Below are 16,091 nucleotides of genomic sequence, written 5' to 3'. Positions count from 1 at the left end.
ACCGATGAGGCAATGATATTAAAAATGTTATATTTTATCAATTTCAACCCAACTTTTTAGTCTAAAAAAGGCAAAAAATACCCATAATCGGGTATTTTTTGAAAATCTTCTTTTCAATAATTTTACTATTGAAAAGTCACCCAGTATTCTCCCACCCAATTATGTTAAATGTATTAATAGTCGATGATGAATTTCATGCGCAAGAAAATACAGAAATATTTATTCAAAAATATTTTTCAGGGCTATTAAAGGTGATTGGAAAATGTAGCGATGTAAAGGATGCGTTAGTAGCTATTCACAATCAAGAACCCGACTTGGTGTTATTAGATATTCAAATGCCAAATCAGAGTGGCTTAGATTTGTTGGATATTGTGGAGCCAAGAAACTTTGATGTGATTTTTTTGACAGCACATGAAGAACATGTACTTCAAGCTATCAAAAAAGATGCTTTCGATTATTTACTCAAACCTTTGGACGCTCAAGAATTTCAAAAAACCATCTTTCGATACCTTTCCAAGCAATCCTCTGAAAAGAAAAAAACTAAAAAATCAGAAGTTCTTAATATCAGTGCTTTTAGTACCATTTATGGACTGGAATTTATCAAGCATGATGAGATTAGCTACTGCGAAGCTCAAAAAAACTACACAATCATTTACAAGACTAACGGAGAGTACATCACCCTAACGAAAACTCTAGGAGCTATTGAAGAACTGCTTCCGAATGAACAATTTGTCAGGGTTCACCAATCCTATTTGGTCAATATGAAGGAAATCCAACGATTTATTCGCTCCGAAAGTAAGATTGTGATGCGTTCAGGTAAAGAGATTAGTGTATCTATCCGTAGAAAAACCCTACTATTTAACTTTGAATAAGCATATTAGAATCTGGCTGACACAAGCAAAAACTATTTGGGTGATTGGACTTATCTGGGGACTACTTCCTCAAGTTGAGGCTCAGCAGCAGATTACCAAAAATTTTTCTATAGCAGAGGGCTTACCAAACAATGCTATCCGCTCACTCTTCCTTGATTCACGCGAAATGCTTTGGATAGGTACAGAAAACGGTGTTTCTGTCAAACAAAACAATGAATTTCTTTCCTTCTTCATGGAGGATGGGCTTGCATTCAATAGCTGTTGGGACATCACAGAAGACCATCATGGACAGGTGTGGTTTGGTAGTTATGGTGGTGGGGTTAGCATGTTTGACGGAAATACATTTCATCAAATAAAAGAAGGCCTCTATACCCCTTTCATACGAAGCATGCATGTATTTGGTGACCATGTATGGGTTGGCACAACCAACGGACTTAATCTTATCCATACAAAAACCTTAGAAGTAATTCGTGTATCCGATAGTCAAGGAGATGAAGCGCTCAACTTCATTTCAGGTTTTTTTGAATACGAAAATCGCTTTTTTTACACTACCTATCGCAATGGCGTATATGAAGTAGTACCATCATCAGCTGGTGCATATCGCGCTGAATTAATTAACTCATTAGAATATATTTACAGCATCCATCACGATGATTCACTACTATATATTGCGGGTAGAGAACAAATCAGCCAATATCCCCTCACGTCTTTTCTATCTACCAATCCAACTCCGAACTATACTCAGAGTAGCACCAATTTTTATAAATTTCACCAAACCGAGAACTTTGGACTCCTAGCGGCTGGAATGGGACTCTATAGTCCAAATGGTGGAGTCTTTGGTATAGGCAGTGAAAATTTAAACCCCTTAAATCAACCATTGAATATTAAGAGTTCCAATCTTTGGTCTATGGCTTATAATCCACGTTCAGATATTTTATATGTAGGAAGCTTGGATAAGGGGTTGTATGAAATCAATTTATCTAAACGGTTACTTTTATTTGAATCCAATAACCATGAGATTTTGGGATTTGCCGGGATCGATACACTGGACGTGATACTTCAAAGTAATGGTCTTTTTATTCAGGCAAACAAGATGCTAGTATCTAAAAATGAGTTCAAACGTGCTCAAGCTAGGTATTTCAAGAATGCTAGATCTTGGATCCCTTCCATTGAGGATGATTTTTATGAATTGAATGAACAGCTAACGTCGAGAGAAATTATTTTTTATGGACTAAAAGTCAATCAAGAATCTTACTGGATTAATAGCAATATTGGTCTATACGAAGTGTCAAAAAAAGGCAGTATTGTCCGTTACCTTCCCCTACACACCTTTGTGTTTGGATTTACGCCGGAGGGTTATCTCATAGAAAGCAACCCCTTTGGAGGTATGCGCATCTACCCTGACCTCAATTCACCTGACAGGTATACCCATTATTCGACCAGTGATCCCAACACTCCCAATATGCTTTCTCAAATCATTGGAAAAGAAGATCGAACTTATTTTGCATCGGTGTTTGCAGGATTGTTCAGACTGGACAAAAATGGATTGTTCTCATTAAAAGAAAACGGCGTATGGGATGTAGAAAAAATCAAAAGCATTTACGCTACTACGGCTAATCAGCTGATTGTTGGGGCGGAATTTGGAGATATTTTTGTAATCGAGGATGGAAAAGAGTTTAAAGAGCTGCTTCACATTCCAAAATCAAAAATTTACGGAAATTCGATTGTAGGAGTAAAAACCTATGCTGATGCACTCTTTATTCTAACTGAAAAGGGAGTAAATGTCTACCAAAATGGAGTGGTCAAACTCATTGATGAAGAACAGGGATTGAGAAAAACACTTATCAAGAGTTTTAAAATTATCCATGAAACTTTGTACTTGGGCTATGAAGACGCCTATGTTAGCATTCATCTACCCTCTTTGTTAAAAGACACGTACCAATCTTACGAACTTAAAGTCACCAAACTATTGGTGAATTATGAGAAAATAAAATCAGTAGAAAACCGATGGTTTAATTATCATCCTGGTAATATCAGCTTAAAAAATCCACCAGTTTCTATTAGTATACAAGTACAGCCACATACATTACTCTATCCAGAAAAGCTCCAATACCGATACAGAATAACTAGCGAACAGGAGTGGACTCCCTTCAGCAGGAGTAATGAAATTTTCCTTACAAACCTGAACCATGGAAATTACTCCATTGAAATCGAGGTTTTCGATCTTCATTCGGGAAAAAGTGAATACTTCTCCTTGTTTACAATTCGAATTATGCCTCCAATATACTTAGAGGCCTGGTTTATTTTACTGGTGATCCTCCTACTAAGCCTGTTGATTCTTGGGATTTTCCAAATCAGAGTCGCTCAAATCAGGGAAGCTGAGGCTATACAAAGGAAGATTGCAGAAACAAAAATAGAGGCACTTCGAAGTCAGATGAATCCTCATTTTATTTTCAATGCAATTAACTCCATTCAATATTTCATTTTGAAAAATGATACCGAAAAAGCGATGGACTTTTTGAGTAAATTTTCTCTGCTGATTCGTAAGACCCTCGATAACACTAAAAACAATCAAATCAGGTTGAGCTCCGAAATTGATTATTTAAGAAGCTACATGTCAGTAGAAAATGAGCGGATGGGCAACAGAATACAGTGGGAAGTGTCGCTTGACGAAAGTTTGGACCCTGAATTTATCGATATCCCGCCAATGTTGATTCAACCATTTATTGAAAATGCTTTTGTTCATGCATTTCCTCCGGCAATTGAGCAGCCCATTATTCGCGTGTCATTTGAAAAAGTGAGTATGGGAAATATCACATGTATCATTTGGGATAACGGAATAGGGATCGCTCCTAAATCTCAAAAGTCTCATAGAAGCCGGGGATTAGAGCTAGTTTCAGAAAGAATCGGCTTACTTCCCAAGGCGCTTCCCGAAGCAATTTCAATCGTCAGTAAAGAACAGTTTGGTACAGAAATTAGGGTGAAAATTCCGGTGAATACTCATGGACCGATGGAGAAAATAGGGTAATATCAGGTCATACCTTCAACGAATATTTACAAAAATCGACACTTTTGCTCTAATTTTCGACACTTACTCAATTTGCCATTTTCGTATTTTTTTTGTTTTTATATTTGGAAAGAAATAAGGTTATTCTTTATTTCTTTTATTTTTTAAAACCGGCTGGGTTCAGGGTGAAGACGAAGCCGGTTTTTTTATTTTTTTGTTTTAAATAAGCAAACACATTTTTTAGTAACTTTTGATCTATGAATATAACAACCGTGGATATTGCCGTCATCGGTCTTGGAGCTGTTGGAGCAGCTACTTTATATCAATTAAGCAAACATGGAAAAAAGATACTAGGGGTTGATCAATTTGCTCCTCCCCATGAACTTGGATCCACCCATGGGGAAACCAGAATCAGTAGACTTGCTGTAGGAGAAGGTTTTGATTTTATTCCTTTGGTACAACGCTCTCATGAAATTTGGCAGGAGATACAGCAAGCAACTGATGAAAAACTATTCTATCAAATTGGAGGTATCTTAATGGATTCAGGAAACCAAGCATGGGCGAAACATGGATCCGAAGGTTTTTTTGAACGTACGGTAAATTTTGCACGTCGAGCAGATATCCCCTATGAGGTTTTTGATAATAAAGAGCTTAAAAAAAGATTTAGGGAATTTAACTTAGAAGATACAGGTCAAGTTTACTTTGAACCCAGTGCGGGCTATGTTGTCCCAGAGTTAGCTGTAGCCAGTCAACTGTCTTTGGCTACTAAGCAAGGAGCTGCCATCAAAACTCATACAAAAGTTCTTGGACTCAAGCCAATATCAGGAGGAGGAGTAATCATCGAAACTAACCAGGGAGTCATTGAAGCGGGACAAGTCAGCATTAGTGTAGGAGCATGGGTCAAAGATTTTGTGCCGGCGTTTTACAGAAGCCACTTTAAAATTTGTAGACAAGTACTCCACTGGTTGCCCATTAAGCCGGGATATTTCAAAAATACCACTTGTCCTGTATACATGTGGGGATTTGGGCCAAATGCAGAAGACTTTATCTATGGTTTCCCCTCGTTAGATGGAGTATCGGTAAAAATGGCCTCGGAATCTTTTATTGCGAGCCATCACGCAGATACCATACAAAGGAGCGTTAGTGAGGAGGAAAAAGAAAATTTCTTAAGTAAAAAGTTAACAGGAAAATTTAATGGAATCGACCCTAGCATATTGCGATCCAAGACATGTCTCTATACAGTAACCCCTGATTCCAATTTTGTTGTAGACCGATTACCTGACTTTCCAGAGGTATTAGTGAGTTCTGCGTGCAGTGGGCATGGTTTCAAGCACTCGGCAGGACTAGGGGAAGCCATTGCGAACAACTTGCTTGGAATAGACTCAATGCTATCAATAAAAGCGTTTCATTGGCCATCTATAGATTTTTAACAACCTTTTTCCAAAAATCCTATGAGAATAATCATCTTTTGATCAAATTTATATCATCAAGCCTAAACCTATTTTCTTATATTAAAGAGTTAATTTTGATGATGAAGAGCATGTAAACCATTGGATTACCTGCTGATGAACTCGCTAAAATAAACTACAAAATAAATTTTTGTTTCATTATTAAAAACTGATAGCCATGATCGCTGAAGTAAAAACTGAATTAAAGGCCTGGGTTGACTCAATGGCCGCTCACTTCCAACCAACCAATGTACACTGGTGTGATGGCACTCAAGAAGAGTACGATCGCTTATGTCAAATGCTTGTAGACAAAGGCACCTTTATCAAATTAAACCCCGCAAAAAGACCCAATAGCTTTGCTTGCTTTTCTGATCCGTCGGATGTAGCAAGGGTAGAAGATAAGACATTCATTTGCAGTAGAAGAAAGGAAGATGCGGGGCCTACCAATAATTGGATGGCACCCACTGAAATGAAAGAAATCCTGGATGGACTTACCGCCGGTAGTATGAAAGGACGTACAATGTACGTAATCCCTTTCTGCATGGGTCCTGTAGGCTCTCCTTTATCTCGATATGGAATAGAAATTACTGATTCTGAATATGTGGTGGTAAACATGAAAATCATGACCCGCATAGGAAATCAAGTGCTTCCATATTTGGATGATGAAACCGTCAAGTGTATTCATACGCTTGGTGCTCCACTGGAAGAAGGGCAAGAAGATGTCAAATGGCCATGTAACCCTACTGTCAAGTACATTTCACACTTCCCGGAAGATAAATTGATAATTTCTTATGGTTCTGGATACGGTGGCAATGCCTTGTTAGGTAAAAAATGTTTCGCCCTGAGAATCGCATCCTCTATGGCACGTGAAGAAGGCTGGCTGGCAGAACACATGCTTATCATGGGAGTAGAAAGCCCAGAAGGGGATAAAAATTATGTAGCTGCGGCATTCCCAAGTGCTTGTGGAAAAACCAACTTTGCCATGATGCTTCCACCAAAAGAAATGGAAGGATGGAAAATAACCACTATTGGAGATGACATTGCTTGGATCCATAAAGGAAAAGATGGCAAGCTACATGCTATCAATCCTGAAGCAGGCTACTTTGGGGTAGCACCTGGTACGAACTACCACACCAATCCATCTGCGATGGAAAGTGTGAAAGAAAACACCATCTTTACCAATGTGGCTATCACACCTGATGGAGATGTATGGTGGGAAGGAATGACTAAGGAAGTTCCCGAAGGCTTGATCGATTGGCATGGAAAAACCTACGATAAGAACTCTGGAAAACCCGCTGCTCATCCAAACTCAAGATTTACGGCTCCGGCGGAACAAAACCCGGTGATTGACTCCGAATGGCAAAACCCAGAAGGCGTTCCTATTTTAGCATTTATATTTGGCGGAAGAAGAAGTACTGCTGTACCACTTGTATACCAGGCTTTCAACTGGAACTTTGGCGTCTATATGGCGGCAACGATGGGTTCAGAAATGACAGCTGCTGCCTTCGGAGAGGTTGGTAAAGTTAGAAGAGATCCATTTGCTATGCTTCCATTCATGGGATACCACATGGGCGATTACTTCAATCATTGGTTACAATTTGGTAGAGACCTTCAAAATGCTCCAAGAATCTTTGGCGTCAACTGGTTTAGAAAAGATAAGGATGGTAACTTTATTTGGCCAGGATTTGGAGATAATATGAGAGTCTTGAAGTGGATCATCGGACGATGCAAAGGTAAAATATCAGCCGTTGAGTGTCCTGTAGGCTGGAGACCACGTTATAAAGATATGGATTGGTCTGGATTGGATTTCTCCAAAGAAGATTTCGACAGCATCATGGTCATCGAGCGTGAACCTTGGAAAAAGGAATTGCTCGGGCACAGTGAACTATTTGAACAGTCCTATGATAAAATTCCAAAAGAATTCTTATTCATGAGAGAACTGATTCTTTCTGCACTTTGGAGATCTCCAGAGACGGTAGGATTAGCTCCAGAAGTAGGATAAAGTGTTAAGTTTGTCTTTGGAAACAATCTTTACTTGAATCTTAATCGGTTCTTGGGAAAAGTGTTTCCAAAGACATTTTTTTATGCTGTCAAGAATACTGAAAAAACAGAGTCTATTGCTCCTAAAAAGCATTTACTCTCCATAGAAGACTTATTCAAGAGAATTTTACAAACCTTTTCCCTCAGGAATTAGTCTCAATAGCTCTTCCAAATGTTCCCTTGTATTTGACAATCTAGGAACTTTGTTTTGTCCCCCTAATTTACCTTTAGATTTCAACCATTTTTCAAATAGTCCTTCACCAACAAAATGAACTTTCGGGCTTACAAGTGCCAAGTCTTTATGTCTTTTAGCATCGTAATCTGAATTAATTTCCCGAAGTGTCTGATCTAAAATTTGGGTAAAACGCTCGTGGGAATCAGGCATTTTTTCAAACTCGACAATCCACTCATGCGCTGCACGGTCTTGAGATTCTCCAAAATAGACTGGGGCTGCCGAGAAGTTTTTGATGATAGCATCTGTCAAATCCGCTGCTTTGGCAATGGCCTGTTCGGCATTTTCCACAATTACTTCTTCCCCAAAAGCATTGATAAAATGCTTGGTTCGTCCGGATATTTTTAACCGATAGGGGCTAGCACTCGTAAACTTAACTGTATCACCGATTTTATATCGCCATAAACCCGCATTGGTACTGATTACCACGGCATAATTTTTACCAACCTCGACTCCTGCTAACGGAACTACGATCGGATCTTCTTTTTCCCACTCTTCCATCGGGATAAACTCATAGAAGATTCCATAATCCAACATAAGTAAAAGCTCATCTGAATTCTTTTGATCTTGAATAGCAAAAAAACCTTCAGAAGCATTGTACGTTTCCATATACCGCATCTTGGGAGAAGGAATAAGGGACTCAAAAAGCTTTCTATAAGGGCCGAAAGCGACAGCCCCATGAAAAAAGACTTCAAGATTTGGCCAGACTTGAAGGATATTATCCTTACCAGAAAGCTCCAAAATCTTTTTAATCAAGACAATCGTCCAAGTAGGCACCCCAGCGATACTAGTCACATTTTCCTCCATACATTCTCGGGCCATGGCTTCAATCTTTGACTCCCATTCCGGCATCAAGGCTACTTCCAGTCCAGGGGTCCGGGCAAATTGAACCCACAATGGCAAGTTTTCCATGATAACTGCAGAAATGTCCCCTACCTGAATAGGACTCGTTGGATCGATGGGGTTATTGCTTAGACTACCGCCTATACTTAGACTTTTTCCCGTAAAAAGTTTGGTGTCGGGGTACTTATTAATGTACAAAGAAAGCATGTCCTTTCCAGCCTTGAAATGGCATTCTTCCAATGCCTCTTGAGAAACGGGAATAAATTTGCTTCTACTCGAAGTGGTGCCGGAGGACTTGGAAAACCACTCTATTTCGGTTGGCCACAAAAGGTCCTGTTCTCCTTTTAAAATTCTTTCAAATGTTGGTTGGTATTTTTCATAATCAGCAACGGGTACACGCTGAGCAAATTCCTGATAGGTGGAGATTTCCGCAAATCCATATTTTTTGCCAAATACCGTCCGCTTCGCTGTATCTAAAAGCTCTTCCAAAAGAGCTTCTTGAACAGCAATGGGGTTTTTCTTAAAATTTTCGATCTGACCAATCCGGTTTTTTAAAACCCAAGTCATAAATGAGTTGATGACTTCCATTAGCTAAAAATTTTACGTTTGAGCTCAAAATGTTGTCCTAGATAGACCCTTCGCACTTGCTCATCCGCTGCTAACTCCTCTGCTGTACCTGCCTTCAATAATTTCCCCTCAAACATCAAGTATGCTCTATCTGTAATTGATAACGTCTCATTGACATTGTGATCCGTAATCAAAATTCCAATATTCTTATTTTTCAATTTGGCAACGATGGTCTGTATTTCTTCTACGGCGATTGGATCTACACCTGCAAATGGCTCATCCAATAAGACAAACTTCGGATCCACAGCGAGGGCTCTCGCTATTTCTGTCCTCCTGCGTTCTCCTCCAGAAAGTACCATGCCAAGATTCTTTCGAACATGCGTTAAGCTAAACTCCTCCAAAAGGCTTTCTACCTTTTCCTTCCGTTGAGCTTTGTTTTGGTTGGTCATTTCCAATACGGCCATGATGTTTTCCTCCACGGAAAGTTTCCTAAATACAGAAGCTTCCTGTGCCAAATAGCCCAAACCCAACTTGGCACGCTTGTACATGGGAAGCTTGGTGATTTGTTGATCTTCTAGGTAAATCTCTCCCTCGTTAGGCTGGATCAACCCGACGATCATATAAAAAGAAGTAGTCTTACCTGCCCCATTAGGGCCTAACAATCCGACGATTTCTCCTTGCTCCACTTCAACAGAGATATCATTGACCACTTTTCTTCCTTTGTATATTTTTACCAAATGTTCCGCTCGTAATTTCATGCTAATCAAATTTGATGTCTTTGACATACAGCTGTAAGCTGCTGTTGTTTCTAAAAGTGTTTTCCCGTATTTCAAAAGCCAGATCAAACCTCATTTTCCTGTTGAGCATTTTATAAATAATCTCATCAGGATAAACCTTTTTATCAGCCATACCAAAAGCAATGCAAACAGGCTTGGTCTCTTGTCCATCTTGGACAACGTTAAACCGCAAGTGTTTATCTTTCAAAATTCGCACATCTTCCGCATAAACCTGAGAAACGCTAAAGATGGGTTCCGGGTTACCCGGTCCAAAAGGCGTCATTTGCTTTAAGATGTTATAAAATTTATAATTGATTTGATCTAAGAGAATTTCATCATCGATTTCTAACACAGGTTTTAAATGTATGTCGGTGATTCTTCTCGATACCACTTCTTCAAAACGTGCTTGGAATGCAATCACATTGTCTACTGACAAAGTCAGCCCTGCTGCATACTTGTGCCCTCCAAACTGCTCCAACAGATCGCTACACTCGGAAATGGCCTCGTATATATCGAAATCATACACCGACCGAGCCGAGCCCGTTGCTTTACTATTGGACTCAGTTAAAATGATGGTTGGACGATAATACTTTTCAATGCACCTAGAAGCAACGATTCCGATGACACCTTTGTGCCAATCTTCCTTAAAGAGCACCGTGGATTTCATTTCTCTCACAGTCTCCATTTCTTCTATCATGGAAATCGCCTCTTTTGTAATATTTTCGTCGAAATTCTTACGGGCTGCGTTCACCGTATCTACCAATTCAGCCCGTTGCATGGCATCGTCAAGACTTCTAGACAGCAGCAATTCAACGGAAGCTTTGGCATGTTCCAGTCTTCCGGAGGCATTGATTCTCGGGCCTATTTTGAAGACAATGTCCCCAATACCCATTTCTTTCTCAATATTACTCTTGATCATCAAAGCCCTAATACCTGGCCTAGGGTTATTATTGAGTCGTTCGAGTCCGTAATATGCCAAAATTCTATTCTCACCCGTAATCGGAACGATATCTGCTGCAATACTAATCGCTAACAAATCCAAATAACTCATGACATCTGACATTTCAAGGTCATTGGCTATGCTGAATGCCTGAATTAATTTGAATCCAACACCACAGCCACTCAGCTCTTTGTAAGGATAAGGGCAATCTTTTCTTTTGGGGTCAAGAATGGCTACTGCATCAGGAAGCTCATCTCCTGGAGTATGGTGGTCACAGATAATGAAATCAACACCTAGCTCTTTGCCCAACGCTACTTTTTGAATGGCCTTAATCCCACAATCTAAGGAAACAATCAAAGTAAAACCATTTTCAGCAGCATAACGAACGCCACGCTCACTGATACCATATCCTTCTTTGTACCTGTCGGGTATATAAAACTCCAATCTTGAATAAAACCGATTGAGAAATCCATACATCAACGCCACTGAAGTAGTCCCATCTACATCATAATCTCCGTACACCAAAATCTTTTCCTTACGGTTGATGGCTAGTTTCAATCGCTCCACCGCACGGTCCATATCCTTCATCAAAAAAGGATCATGGAGTTTATCCAAATCAGGTCTAAAAAATTCCTTCGCTATCTGAAAATTATGTACACCTCTATTGACCAACATATTAGCCAATGTGGGATTAACATTGATTTCCCTGCTCAATGATTGAACGGCCGACTCATCGGCCTTTTCGCGAATCATCCATTTATACTCCATAAGGCTAAATTACTAAACAATGAGTCTTTTTCGTGTATAGTTAACAATATTTTAAAAAAAGAGTCCCCTTCGTTCCTATTTTAACGAAGGGGACTCAAATAAATGATTTTTGAACTCGAAAAAGATTTTATGCTTTTTAAGAAGCCGTAGCAACTAACCTTACTTCTAATTCAACATCATCGTAAATCAATCGGTCTGCCAAATTCTCAAAATAATTTCCAGACCTATATTTGATGTCATACTTTGTACGGTCAAATACAATTTTTGAAGTGGCGATCATTTTATTGCCTTGCGTTTCTGCTTTTGCAGTAAAGGTAACAGGTTGTGTGATTCCTTTAATTGTCAAGTCTGCTGTCATTTGATAATCTTTACCATTACTGGTTTTGGCATCTTTGATGACCATACTTGCCTTATTAAACGTATCCACTGAAAAGAAATCATCTGATTTCAAATGGTCTGTTAGGCGCTTGTTGGAATTAGCATCCTTAATATCTTCTACCGTGATGCTCGTCATATCCATTTCAAATGAACCACCAATAATGCGGTTATTCACTACCTGTAGGTCAGCTTTGGAAATGGTTACCTTTCCAAAATGTTCACCGGTTACTTTTTTACCCTTCCAAGTTACAGTACTTTCAGATTTAGAAACGATCATTGTTTCGGCTGCATCCTCGATCGAAAACAAAGCAGCAAAAAGCATGAGAATAGTTGTCAATAAAGTTTTCATATGTAGTAGAGGTTTATGATACCATTAGACCAACAAAGCTCTCCAAACGTTTAAATTTAGAGGCTAAATTTTTAAAATGGCGATCACAGGTTATGGGCGGTTAGAGACTTATTCAAACCGGAAAATTTTTCCAGATAAATGACACTTCCCGGAAAGAGATCTTTCATTTCGGATAAAGAAAGTAGTCGTATTTCATCCAAGTATTGCTGTGCATCTCTTGTAGTCCAGCGCATACCTCTACTCAATTTTGTTTTAGTCAAAACGGTAAAGGTCCAGGATTTTGGCAAAAATTGCACGAATGGTAGTACATAGTGAGCTTCTACAGGAAAGTACTTATTGGGTGTTTGAATAAAGAAAAATTTACCTACCCGCATGCATTCATGAGCCATTTTTACCTGATTTTCCCAGGTATATAAATGTTCAATCACAGAATTAGAAAATACCAAATCAAAACTATCTTCGTCAAATTCTGGCATGTGAGTAGCATCTCCGGATACACTCTTCATCCCCTTTGGAAGATTTTCTTCTATGGTCAGATTCAAAAGGGTAATCGATAGACGACCTGACTTGAACAGTTCCTTATCTTCCCAAAAATACGCCGTTCCACCCACGTCTAGAATAGTGATTTTTTCATTTTTGGCAAAGTGTTTGTTCAATAGATTTTCGAAGTCTACAAAACGCTTATTGCGAAGACGATATCCCAAAGAATGTGGTTGATCAGAGGAGGCTAATAAGGCCTTAAAGTAATTTATCATGTAGATTTACTGATGTAAACGCAGCGTTGGTTTAAACTCAAATAATTTAGAACAAAATTAATAGAGCAATGGGATTCTTTCTTAATTTTACCAATAAATTAAAAATAAGCTGTTTTATCGAAAAAAAATATACCATTAAGCATCTCAAACAGATAGTTTTTGCGTATATCAGTTGAATTTTATTTTTATGGAAAAACGATTTGATAAATACTTCCCTTGGTTCTTTATAGTTGGTGATGTCATAGCCGTCATTCTTTCTTTCTTTTTGACTGGCTTACTCATTCAAGGTTGGGGATCAATAGCACAACCGGAGGTTTCTACTTTTTCTATTTTTATTATGGTTTGGCTTGTAATTACCATTTTAAGAAAAGATTACAGGTTCGGAAGAACTAGTGAAGCTCAGTCATCACTCAGTAAGCTTTTAGGTTCCTTGGCTTGGTTCCTCGCGATAGTTGCCATTGTTTGGATGCCAGTATATTCAGAGAAGTTGCGGTTAATGTACTTCGTAATTCTGGCAAGCGCTCTATTTTTATTGGTAGGTTCATACCGTATAGGAATACATTTAATTTTAAGAAAAACCCGTGCCTTTGGATTTAATCGACGGAGAGCGATAATTCTAGGAAAAGGTGGCAGTAGCTCCAAATTAGAGCATGTTTTCAATCGTCGACGAGATTTCGGAATACAGTTTTTAGGCTATTATGACGATGAATCCCCTTGTGATCTAACGAAAGGTACTATTGAAAAATTTTTCGAAGATGCTCCCAATTTACAAGTAGATGTCATTTACATCAATGAAAACTTGAAAGATAAGTTGGTGAGGAAAATCATCAATTATGCTGATGAGCATTATATCAAAGTAAAAATTATTCCTGGTGGAAGCCTACAGTTGGAGAAGAACCTATCCTTTTCAAAGTATGGGGATTTTTTTGTTATCAATGTCAACGAAATCCCGCTGGATAGCATAGTGAATAGGTTTTTTAAGCGTTCATTTGACTTAGCGTTTTCGTTATTAGTTACCGTTTTTATATTGAGTTGGCTAATTCCTTTGGTAGGCTTATTAATTAAATTAGAATCAAAAGGCCCGATTTTCTTTATTCAAGAAAGGAATGGTGTCAATAATAACGTGTTTAGATGCTTAAAATTTAGGTCTATGACCCCCAATGACTATGCAGACACACACCAAGCCACTAAAAATGATCCTAGGGTAACAAAAATAGGTTCATTCTTGCGAAACACATCACTGGATGAAATGCCTCAATTCTTAAATGTATTGATGGGTGACATGTCGATTGTGGGTCCTAGACCACATACCATTCCTATGAACAAAATTTTTAAATCCCAAATAGAAAAATATAATTCTAGGCACAAAATCAAACCAGGCATCACTGGTTTGGCACAAGTAAAAGGATTTAGAGGTGAAATTGAAAATCCCTATCAAATACGATCTAGAGTTAAACTTGATTACTTTTACATCCAAAACTGGTCGATATGGATGGACTTTGGAATTTGTGTGCGCACCATGTATGAGTTAGTACTAAACCGGGAAAATGCCTACTGATCATCATCCCCCGCTTGTCCTTATTGTTTGCATACATCCAATACTTCTGATTAACAGGTGAAACAGTTGATGTTTGGTAGCAAAGAATCATTTACTTATACCTCTTGTGATACCTGCGGAAATTTATACATCAACGAAGCTCCACATAACCTAGGGAATACTATCAAGGAAATTACTACAGTTATCTGCCTTTGGTCAAGAGTTTTTTAAACTGCCCGAGTCCTCAAGCAGGTCCTGGAATGCCTTATTGAAACACTCCTTACTGACCTCCTGTATATGCACCTTGGTGGAAGGTTTTAAAACCCAAAAATCAGATCGATTTGGGGTACAATTGGATGCCCCGAGACATCTTGATATTTCTAGCAGAGTAGGTTTAGAAAACCTTACCGCTTCCATAGGCTTATAATTTTTGCATATGGAATTTGACAGTACCTCATTTCAATTCTGGGGTACAGAGCTATACAAACGAAACTTACCCCTCCACAAAACAGAAACTACCCTCGTTTTTGATAAAGAAACATTAGAAAATGAAAAAGCCCTCCAATGGAATATGGAGGGCAAAGGTGATCAGGCATGCTTCTCTATTTTATGAAATCCTTTTAAATTTTTGAAAAAGCCTCTAAGAAACCCATTGTTTCTCCCTTCTTTTTTACAATCAGCATGGGAATTTCATTGTTTTTATGGACCAAACTTTCCGCTACACTTCCTAATAAAACCGCGGCAGAACCTGTTCTACCTCTACTTCCCATGATAATCATTTCTGCTCCATGCTTACGGCCCAAGTCGATGATCATCTCAGCCCGAGGATCTGTCTTCTTTAATTCAAAAATACAATCAATAGCATCATGATTGTTTTTCTTTAAAAAATTTTGATAATCCTTCTCTGCATGCTTTTTCATGATTTCTGCAAATTCTCCATAGGATTTTCCAGTTTTGTAATACCCAATCGGTACCTCATAAATGTGTAGGCCAACAACTTCAGCACCCAAATCCTCGGAAACTCTTTCCGCAAATTGTAAAGTCAAGATGGAGTGGTCTGAAAAATCCATGGGAATAAGGATTTTATGCGGAACCTTTACATCGGTATTTTCAGTCAAAAACAAAACAGAGCATGGCGCCTTTTGTGCCATTTTCTTAGCCAGTGAACCAGAACCTTCTAATTTTTTCTTTCTGCCCATGATCAAGAGGTCAACATCTTTAAGTTTGGCCCATCGCAAAACATTTTCCATGGCCTTTCCCTCTTCCACTATGATTTCATATTCCAGATCAGCGGGGATTTCCAAATCTTTTAAACTCTCACGAATTTCCTTGTCAAGCGTCTCATCCACAGGTACTGCTAAATCAGGATAATTCTTTCGGATTTCGTCAGGAATACTTAAATCCTTGGTGATATGTATGAAATATAATTTTTTGAGTCCCAATAAACTTGACAATGCAAATACCTTCGGTAAAATCAAGTTATCCATTTCTGATAAATCCAGGCCTATCATGGCCCTTTCAAAATTCTTCATAGCTGTTTGATCTGAATGCTGTTTCAATTTACAAATTAAAAATTAAC

General features: G+C 38.6%; 12 protein-coding genes. 6 read left to right on the top strand and 6 right to left on the bottom strand.

Translation table 11 applies throughout. The annotated features are described in order from the left end of the window. Positions 1 to 161: 161 nt before the first annotated feature. From IPZ59_RS05145 to IPZ59_RS05130, 4 genes are all read left to right on the top strand, one after another. Positions 162 to 872, top strand: a complete 711-nt coding sequence (locus IPZ59_RS05145; RefSeq protein ID WP_236138811.1) for a LytR/AlgR family response regulator transcription factor — start codon at positions 162 to 164, stop codon at positions 870 to 872. Further along, a complete protein-coding gene (locus tag IPZ59_RS05140) occupies positions 865 to 3,900 on the top strand; it encodes a histidine kinase (RefSeq protein ID WP_236138810.1) in 3,036 nt (1,011 codons plus the stop codon). The genes IPZ59_RS05145 and IPZ59_RS05140 overlap by 8 nt, the downstream gene beginning before the upstream one ends. A 236-nt stretch (positions 3,901 to 4,136) precedes the next feature. Continuing rightward, positions 4,137 to 5,309: an N-methyl-L-tryptophan oxidase gene (gene solA, locus IPZ59_RS05135; protein WP_236138809.1), complete on the top strand. Its 1,173-nt coding sequence runs from the start codon at positions 4,137 to 4,139 to the stop codon at positions 5,307 to 5,309. 196 nt (positions 5,310 to 5,505) lie between these two features. Further along, positions 5,506 to 7,329: a phosphoenolpyruvate carboxykinase (GTP) gene (locus IPZ59_RS05130; RefSeq protein WP_236138808.1), complete on the top strand. Its 1,824-nt coding sequence runs from the start codon at positions 5,506 to 5,508 to the stop codon at positions 7,327 to 7,329. Positions 7,330 to 7,494: 165 nt separating this feature from the next. Here the strand turns inward: IPZ59_RS05130 and IPZ59_RS05125 are convergent, their stop codons facing one another. The 5 genes from IPZ59_RS05125 to IPZ59_RS05105 form a co-directional block, all read right to left on the bottom strand. Further along, a complete protein-coding gene (locus IPZ59_RS05125) occupies positions 7,495 to 9,030 on the bottom strand; it encodes a GH3 auxin-responsive promoter family protein (protein ID WP_236138807.1) in 1,536 nt (511 codons plus the stop codon). Then, entirely contained in the window at positions 9,030 to 9,767 is a 738-nt protein-coding gene (gene lptB, locus IPZ59_RS05120; RefSeq protein ID WP_236138806.1) for an LPS export ABC transporter ATP-binding protein, read from the bottom strand. Before lptB ends, IPZ59_RS05125 begins: the two co-directional genes overlap by 1 nt. A 1-nt stretch (position 9,768) precedes the next feature. Continuing rightward, entirely contained in the window at positions 9,769 to 11,493 is a 1,725-nt protein-coding gene (gene recJ, locus IPZ59_RS05115; RefSeq protein WP_236138805.1) for a single-stranded-DNA-specific exonuclease RecJ, read from the bottom strand. Between the two features lie 136 nt (positions 11,494 to 11,629). Continuing rightward, a complete protein-coding gene (locus IPZ59_RS05110) occupies positions 11,630 to 12,220 on the bottom strand; it encodes a YceI family protein (RefSeq protein WP_236138804.1) in 591 nt (196 codons plus the stop codon). A gap of 83 nt (positions 12,221 to 12,303) precedes the next feature. Next, entirely contained in the window at positions 12,304 to 12,975 is a 672-nt protein-coding gene (locus IPZ59_RS05105) for a class I SAM-dependent methyltransferase (RefSeq protein WP_317208039.1), read from the bottom strand. A 187-nt stretch (positions 12,976 to 13,162) separates the two neighbouring features. On the opposite strand from IPZ59_RS05105, the gene IPZ59_RS05100 reads away from it, so the two are divergent. Beyond that, positions 13,163 to 14,533, top strand: a complete 1,371-nt coding sequence (locus IPZ59_RS05100; RefSeq protein WP_236138803.1) for an exopolysaccharide biosynthesis polyprenyl glycosylphosphotransferase — start codon at positions 13,163 to 13,165, stop codon at positions 14,531 to 14,533. A 415-nt stretch (positions 14,534 to 14,948) separates the two neighbouring features. After that, positions 14,949 to 15,125: a hypothetical protein gene (locus IPZ59_RS05095; protein ID WP_236138802.1), complete on the top strand. Its 177-nt coding sequence runs from the start codon at positions 14,949 to 14,951 to the stop codon at positions 15,123 to 15,125. Between the two features lie 7 nt (positions 15,126 to 15,132). Here the strand turns inward: IPZ59_RS05095 and IPZ59_RS05090 are convergent, their stop codons facing one another. Continuing rightward, a complete protein-coding gene (locus IPZ59_RS05090) occupies positions 15,133 to 16,044 on the bottom strand; it encodes a universal stress protein (RefSeq protein WP_236138801.1) in 912 nt (303 codons plus the stop codon). Positions 16,045 to 16,091: the final 47 nt, after the last annotated feature.

Origin of the sequence: Mongoliitalea daihaiensis, assembly GCF_021596945.1 — a bacterium.
GTDB lineage: Bacteria > Bacteroidota > Bacteroidia > Cytophagales > Cyclobacteriaceae > Mongoliitalea > Mongoliitalea daihaiensis.
The sequence above is the reverse complement of the archived record's forward strand: the minus strand, read 5'-3'. Positions and strand labels throughout refer to the sequence as shown.

What these genes read in the sequence shown, in the direction of transcription:
- IPZ59_RS05145 (WP_236138811.1), top strand. Translation starts at nt 162, where the DNA reads ATGTTAAATGTATTAATAGTCGATGATGAATTTCATGCGCAAGAAAAT.
- solA (WP_236138809.1), top strand. Translation starts at nt 4,137, where the DNA reads ATGAATATAACAACCGTGGATATTGCCGTCATCGGTCTTGGAGCTGTT.
- IPZ59_RS05130 (WP_236138808.1), top strand. Translation starts at nt 5,506, where the DNA reads ATGATCGCTGAAGTAAAAACTGAATTAAAGGCCTGGGTTGACTCAATG.
- IPZ59_RS05125 (WP_236138807.1), bottom strand. Translation starts at nt 9,030, where the DNA reads ATGGAAGTCATCAACTCATTTATGACTTGGGTTTTAAAAAACCGGATT.
- lptB (WP_236138806.1), bottom strand. Translation starts at nt 9,767, where the DNA reads ATGAAATTACGAGCGGAACATTTGGTAAAAATATACAAAGGAAGAAAA.
- recJ (WP_236138805.1), bottom strand. Translation starts at nt 11,493, where the DNA reads ATGGAGTATAAATGGATGATTCGCGAAAAGGCCGATGAGTCGGCCGTT.
- IPZ59_RS05110 (WP_236138804.1), bottom strand. Translation starts at nt 12,220, where the DNA reads ATGAAAACTTTATTGACAACTATTCTCATGCTTTTTGCTGCTTTGTTT.
- IPZ59_RS05105 (WP_317208039.1), bottom strand. Translation starts at nt 12,975, where the DNA reads ATGATAAATTACTTTAAGGCCTTATTAGCCTCCTCTGATCAACCACAT.
- IPZ59_RS05100 (WP_236138803.1), top strand. Translation starts at nt 13,163, where the DNA reads ATGGAAAAACGATTTGATAAATACTTCCCTTGGTTCTTTATAGTTGGT.
- IPZ59_RS05095 (WP_236138802.1), top strand. Translation starts at nt 14,949, where the DNA reads ATGGAATTTGACAGTACCTCATTTCAATTCTGGGGTACAGAGCTATAC.
- IPZ59_RS05090 (WP_236138801.1), bottom strand. Translation starts at nt 16,044, where the DNA reads ATGAAGAATTTTGAAAGGGCCATGATAGGCCTGGATTTATCAGAAATG.